The organism is Methylophaga sp. UBA4204 (assembly GCF_002379485.1).
Taxonomy (GTDB): Bacteria; Pseudomonadota; Gammaproteobacteria; order Nitrosococcales; family Methylophagaceae; genus Methylophaga.
Window position 1 is genome coordinate 1 of the sequence record NZ_DFTU01000012.1, and the last position, 6,470, is coordinate 6,470.

The 6,470-nt window shown below is 45.2% G+C and carries 4 protein-coding genes; 3 read left to right on the forward strand and 1 reads right to left on the reverse strand.

What is annotated here, in order from left to right; genetic code table 11:
• The first annotated feature begins 123 nt into the window (after positions 1-123).
• The gene (locus B3182_RS01730) at positions 124-2,598 is read left to right on the forward strand and encodes a TonB-dependent siderophore receptor (protein WP_292355415.1); all 2,475 of its coding nucleotides are present in this window, start codon (positions 124-126) and stop codon (positions 2,596-2,598) included.
• A gap of 126 nt (positions 2,599-2,724) precedes the next feature.
• Positions 2,725-3,174, forward strand: coding sequence for a CBS domain-containing protein (locus B3182_RS01735; RefSeq protein WP_292355418.1), 450 nt, complete (start codon positions 2,725-2,727; stop codon positions 3,172-3,174).
• A gap of 59 nt (positions 3,175-3,233) precedes the next feature.
• Here the strand turns inward: B3182_RS01735 and B3182_RS01740 are convergent, their stop codons facing one another.
• Positions 3,234-3,521 (reverse strand): DUF3579 domain-containing protein, encoded by a 288-nt coding sequence (locus tag B3182_RS01740; RefSeq protein WP_292355419.1) that lies wholly within the window; start codon positions 3,519-3,521, stop codon positions 3,234-3,236.
• Positions 3,522-3,679: 158 nt separating this feature from the next.
• On the opposite strand from B3182_RS01740, the gene ileS reads away from it, so the two are divergent.
• On the forward strand, positions 3,680-6,470 hold a 2,791-nt coding region (gene ileS / locus B3182_RS01745; protein WP_292751290.1), incomplete at its 3' end, for an isoleucine--tRNA ligase.

Genomic DNA, 6,470 nt, shown 5'->3' on the forward strand with positions numbered 1-6,470 from the left:
CGAACCCGCTACTGGATAACATTGAAGGCAAAATCAAAAAATTAATTTTTTGTGGTCCGTTTTTATTTCTCACGTGACAGTACAGATAGAGACTTGAATTGTTACTGGAGAACGAGAAATAAAATGTTAAAAACTACCCTTCAAACACCGACGCTATTGAGCGCCGTGACCCTCGCAATACTCTTTAGTGGTGGCTTATTGTTCACCACAACCAATACAGTGCAAGCGGCTGAAATGTCGACCAAAGGTCTTCATGATCAAGTTAAGTTTGATATCAGCGCAGGCTCACTGTCTTCTGTTTTAAATCAATTTGGCCAGCAAGCCGATATTTTATTGACCTACTCACCAGAACTGACTCAGGGACTGCAAAGTCAAGGACTCCGCGGGGAATATTCAGTAGAAGCAGGCTTAACACAGTTATTAAAATCCACCTCACTTACTGTTCAAAAACAAGCGGATAAGAGTTTCTTGATCACTGATACAGGTTCGACAAGTGCCTTATTGCCAGTGGTTACCGTAACGGGACAGCAGACAGTCATTTCGCCTTATGCACCATTAGCGGGATATGCAGCTGTCCGAAGTACCTCAGCCACCAAAGGCAGTGCCGATTTATTGGATACACCACAATCCGTTTCTGTTATTACCCAGCAGCAACTGCAGCTTCGTGGGGCATTAAATGTTCAGGATGCATTACGTTACACGCCGAGCTTGAGTGTTCCTTACGGCTATGACACACGTTATGACTGGTTCAGTCTCCGCGGTTTTGATGCCAAATCACAAGTTTACCGAGATGGTTTATTGCAACCGACCAGTCTTTACGGTTTGCCACGGGCTGATAATTACACACTGGAACGGATCGAAGTGCTCCGTGGCCCTAGTTCAGTGCTTTATGGGCAGGCGCAGCCGGGTGGTCTGGTGAATCTGGTCACTAAACGGCCGACCGAAGAAACACGACGTGAATTGCGAGTATCTGCGGGATCGGATGATTTTGCTGAATTAAGTGGTGATTTCAGCGGCGCGATTGATGAAGACGGCCAATTTTTATATCGCCTGATAGTCTTGGGCAATGAGGCCAACACAGAAGTCGATCAAAATGAAACCAGGCGTAAATTGATCGCACCATCAATTACCTGGAATATAAGTGATGACACACAACTTACGCTGTTAGCATTGCAACAAAAAGATGATCAGATCTACAGTTTTAATCAACATCTCTCGCCTTATATTCTTGAAGCTTTCAACGCTATTGGGACAACTTACGATATTGATAACGGCTTTTTTATTGGTGATGATGATTTCAACAAGTTCGAGCGTGATTATCAATCAGTGGGTTACGAGTTCTCCCATGTCATCAACGATAGTTGGGCATTTCGCCAAAACCTTCGCTATGACAAGGTGGATCTCAACTATCGCTATCTGTCACTACGCGGTGGTAATCCTCTTACCGCTGACTTACAGCGCAACGCAGCAATAGAGAATGAAAAACTGGATGCGCTTGCCATTGATAATCGTCTTGAAACGGTTTTTGACACAGGTGCTCTGGCTCACCAAATGATGATTGGTTTGGATTGGCGCTATAGCAATGCCGATGAACAGCGCTACAGAAGTAATGCCCCGTCTATTAACTACCTGAGTCCTGACTATGATCAGGAGATCGCCTATCCGGCCTTGCTAAAAGATCGAGAGGTTTACAGTCGTCAGACTGGTGCCTATCTTCAGGATCAGATTGCCTATAACAAATGGCGTCTGATGGTGGGTGGGCGTTATGACTGGGTGAAAACGGATATTGATGTCAATTTTGACAGGGAAAATTCTGCTTCTGATGTTAGTCAGTCAGAAAAACAGTTTTCCGGTCGATTGGGTCTTGTCTACAAGTTTGATAATGGTATTGCGCCTTATATCAGTTATAGCGAAGCATTTAATGTTGTCAACGATACCGATGTTAACGGTAATTTGTTCGATCCCGAGCTCTCTGATCAATATGAGATTGGGGTTAAATTTCAACCTGAAGGCAGCGACAGCTTTATCAGTTTGGCTTTGTTTGAACTGACCAAAGAGAATTATGTGTTAAGTGAATATAACTCTGCCGGTGTAGCCACTCGCCGCCAAGTCGGTGAAGTTAAATCCAAAGGGGTAGAAATTGAAGCTGCAATGGCTTTATCAGATAGTTTCAGATTATCGGCAGCCTATAGTTATATTAATGCTCGTATCACCAAATCACCTAATGCCTGGGAAGAAGACAGTCGAACGCCAATGCAACCTGACGAGACTGCCAGTGTCTGGCTGGACTATACCCAACAAACCGGGATGTTTAAAAACTTGGGATTAGGTTTGGGGCTGCATTATGTGGGTCAAAGCAGCTACTCGACGTTAAATAACAACACGATTGCTTTTGTAACCGGTGAGACCGTCGCAGAGCTGGACAGTGAAAGTTATACCGTTATGGATGCCAGCCTGCGTTATCAGATTCAAAATATTGGACTGGCATTACACGTCACAAATTTATTCGATAAAGAATACGATACGTCATGCACTGAACAACTATGTTATTTCGGTGAAGGGCGCCGTGTGATGCTAACGGGCAGTTACAACTGGTAATGGACATATGAGGCTACATAGCTTCGGCTTGTAGCCTCTGATTTATATTGAAACTTTATTGACAGTCTTGCTAATTGGCGCCACTCTCAAGCAGAATGAATTTTCCATTCGTTACCGGAGAGAGAGATGAAAGTCAGACTCATTACCAAAAACAAAGGTAAGCCGGTTATCGGCCTGACACCAACCGATTCGCTGGACAAAGCCGTTCATTTGATGATGGAACATCGTATTGGTTCATTAGTGGTGACGGATAACGGTGCGTTAGTGGGAATTTTGTCAGAGCGTGATTTGCTGAATGTGTTGCACAAGAAGCACGCCATGTGGGAGCCGAAAACTGCCGCTGATGCCATGACACCCAATCCCTATACTTGTGATCCGGATAATACGCTTGAAGAAGTGATGAATATGATGGTCGAGCATAATATCCGTCATTTACCGGTAGTTTACAAAGGCAATCTTGAAGGCATGTTATCCATAACCGATATTGTGGAAGAGCTGCTGAAAAAAGCGAAGTTTGAAAATAAACTGTTAAAAAATTATATCCAGAACTGGCCGGACGCCGAGCATGAAGATTAGAGCCTGTTTATCTTTCCATCGTCATCTCTGTTGAGACTAAAATAGCGCCAATCTTCAGCCTATGATTCGGGTAGCTTCGCCATTCTTTCAACTTGCAGCTGGTTATCGTCAGCAAATTCGATGAGAAACTCGAACAACATGACATCTTCTTCTTCAAGCTGCGCATCAATTACTACACATTTTGTGCCTTCCAATGAGGCGAGTTTTACCCGTGGGTGAAAGATAATTCTTCTACCAGGACCATAACTGGCCACCGCACCACACAGTCGTTCAGCCCAGTCACTGGGGCGAAATTTACCGCCGTCTTTGGTGATGCCTTTAATGATCACTTTTTCCGTTGCAGTCATTGAATGTGGTGCTCTTAAATTAACAAAGGGGACAATGATTGGGCATTTTACTGTGTAACATCAGGCAAAGGCCAAACAAACTCTTTTCAGTGATTTAGGTCAGCGCGAAAAACCCGTATAATCGAGCGCTTTATTATTTGACGACAACGAGACGTTTTGTGGCCGACTACAAACAGACTTTAAATCTTCCTGCGACTGACTTTCCAATGAAAGCCGGCTTGCCCAATCGTGAGCCAGTAATGTTAAAGCGTTGGCAGGAGCAAGAACTTTATCAGCAGTTGCGACAAAAAAATCAAAATAAACCCAAATTCATTCTGCATGATGGACCTCCATATGCCAATGGTGAAATCCATATCGGCCATGCCGTTAATAAAATCCTCAAGGATATTATTCTTAAATCCAAAACCCTTAGTGGTTTTGATACTCCCTATGTTCCCGGCTGGGATTGCCATGGTCTGCCTATTGAATTAAATGTCGAGAAAAAAGTTGGTAAGCCCGGTGTAAAAGTCAGTCCGGCAGAGTTCCGTCAGGCCTGTCGTGACTATGCGGCTAAACAGGTTGATGGGCAACGTGAAGATTTCAAACGACTGGGTGTACTGGCCGATTGGGATAATCCTTATCTGACCATGGATTTTCAGTTTGAGGCTGACATTATCCGCACATTGGGTGAAATCATTGAAAACGGTCATTTACACAAGGGTGTGAAACCGGTTCACTGGTGTGTGGATTGTGGTTCAGCTTTGGCTGAAGCCGAAGTCGAATATGAGGATAAAACGTCACCGGCCATTGATGTCCGTTTTCCTTTGGTCGATGTGGCTGCATTTGATAAAGCCTGTCCGAACAATGGCTCTGGCGCTGTCAGCATTGCTATCTGGACTACCACACCATGGACACTGCCTGCCAATCAGGCTGTTTGTTTACATCCTGAGTTAGATTATGTTGTGGTGCAATGTGATAACGAGCGTTTGGTGCTCGCTGAAGCGTTGTATGAAAAAGCGCTGGAACGTTATCAATTAACCGGTGAAGTGATTGCCCGGGTTAAAGGCGCAACGCTTGAAGGTTTACAGTTGCAACACCCGTTTTATGATCGCAAGGTGCCAGTTATTCTGGGTGACCATGTCACGACTGATGCCGGTACCGGTGCGGTACATACTGCTCCCGGTCACGGTCAGGATGATTATATTGTTGGTCTGAAATATAAGCTGGAAGTAGATAATCCAGTGGGGGGCAATGGTGTGTTTTTGCCTGATACCCCAGTGTTTGCCGGTGAGTCGGTATTTAAGGCCAATCCACAGGTTATTGAATTATTAAAAGAAAAATCGGCTTTGCTGTGCCATATCGATATCCGTCACAGCTATCCACATTGCTGGCGGCATAAAACGCCGATTATTTTTCGTGCCACACCTCAATGGTTTGTCAGCATGAATCAGAATGGTTTGCGCGATCAGGCCATGCAGGCGATTGCTACCACTAAATGGATGCCGGACTGGGGCCAGAAACGTATTGAAAATATGGTGTCAGGTCGTCCGGATTGGTGTATCTCCCGCCAACGTACCTGGGGTGTGCCTATTCCATTATTTGTTCATCAGCAGAGTGGGGAATTACATCCCGATTCACAGGCTTTAATCGAAAAAGTTGCTTTGGCTGTTGAACAGGAGGGTATCGATGCCTGGTTTGATATGGATGCCAGCGATTTGATTGGTGCAGACGCAGAAAATTATTTCAAAGTCACCGATACGCTGGATGTCTGGTTTGATTCCGGAGTCTCACATGCCTGCGTGTTAACCCGGCGTGATGATTTACAACGCCCTGCAGATTTGTATCTTGAAGGCAGTGATCAACACCGTGGCTGGTTCCAATCATCATTACTGACATCAGTTGCTACTACTGGTAAAGCACCTTACAAAGCGGTGCTGACCCACGGGTTTACCGTGGATGCCGAAGGCAAGAAAATGTCCAAATCCAAGGGAAATACGGTTTCACCGCAAAAAGTAGTCAATAATCTTGGTGCCGATATTATCCGTCTCTGGGTAGCGGCGACGGATTACAGTGCTGAAATGACGGTATCGGATGAAATTCTGAAACGCACCGCGGACTCATATCGCCGTATTCGTAATACTGCACGGTATTTATTATCGAATCTGAATGATTTTGATCCTGCCGCCAATCTGGTCGCCACGGAGAAGTTATTACCACTGGATCGCTGGGTAATGGATCGTGCCTATCATCTGCAGCTGGAAATCCTGGCGGCTTATGAAAGCTATCAGTTCCATCTGATTTATCAGAAAGTACATAACTTCTGTGCCAATGAGCTGGGCAGTGCCTATCTGGATATCACCAAAGATCGGCAGTATACGATGCCAGCTGACAGCCTTGGACGCCGTTCATCGCAAACAGCTATGTATCATATCCTCGAAGCGTTAAGCCGCTGGATTGCACCGATACTGAGTTTCACTGCGGATGAGCTTTGGGAGTTTATTCCGGGTCAACGTAATGCTTCGGTGTTATTGAATGACTGGTATCAATCTCTGGAACCTTTATCGCAAGATAGTGTTTTGTCGGTGGCTGATTGGCAACAGTTGTTTTCTGTACGTGAAGCCGTAGCAAAAGAATTGGAAAACAAACGAAATCACGGCGAAGTAAAAGGCGGTTTAACTGCTGACGTTAATCTGTATGCAGAAGATAAGTTGCTGGAAATATTGAATAAAGTTGGCGATGAGTTGAAGTTCGTATTGATTACATCGTCAGCCAGGCGTTTTGCAATGGCAGATAAACCGGGAACGGCTATTAATACCGGTTTGACGGGCCTGGCAGTCAATATTCAAGCTTCTGCAAATTCTCGCTGCGAACGTTGCTGGCACCAAACTGACGATGTGGGCAGTCACGCTGACCACCCTGAATTATGTGGTCGCTGTGTTGAAAACGTAGATGGCGATGGCGAAACCCGCC

What these genes read in the sequence shown, in the direction of transcription:
- B3182_RS01730 (WP_292355415.1), top strand. Translation starts at nt 124, where the DNA reads ATGTTAAAAACTACCCTTCAAACACCGACGCTATTGAGCGCCGTGACC.
- B3182_RS01735 (WP_292355418.1), top strand. Translation starts at nt 2,725, where the DNA reads ATGAAAGTCAGACTCATTACCAAAAACAAAGGTAAGCCGGTTATCGGC.
- B3182_RS01740 (WP_292355419.1), bottom strand. Translation starts at nt 3,521, where the DNA reads ATGACTGCAACGGAAAAAGTGATCATTAAAGGCATCACCAAAGACGGC.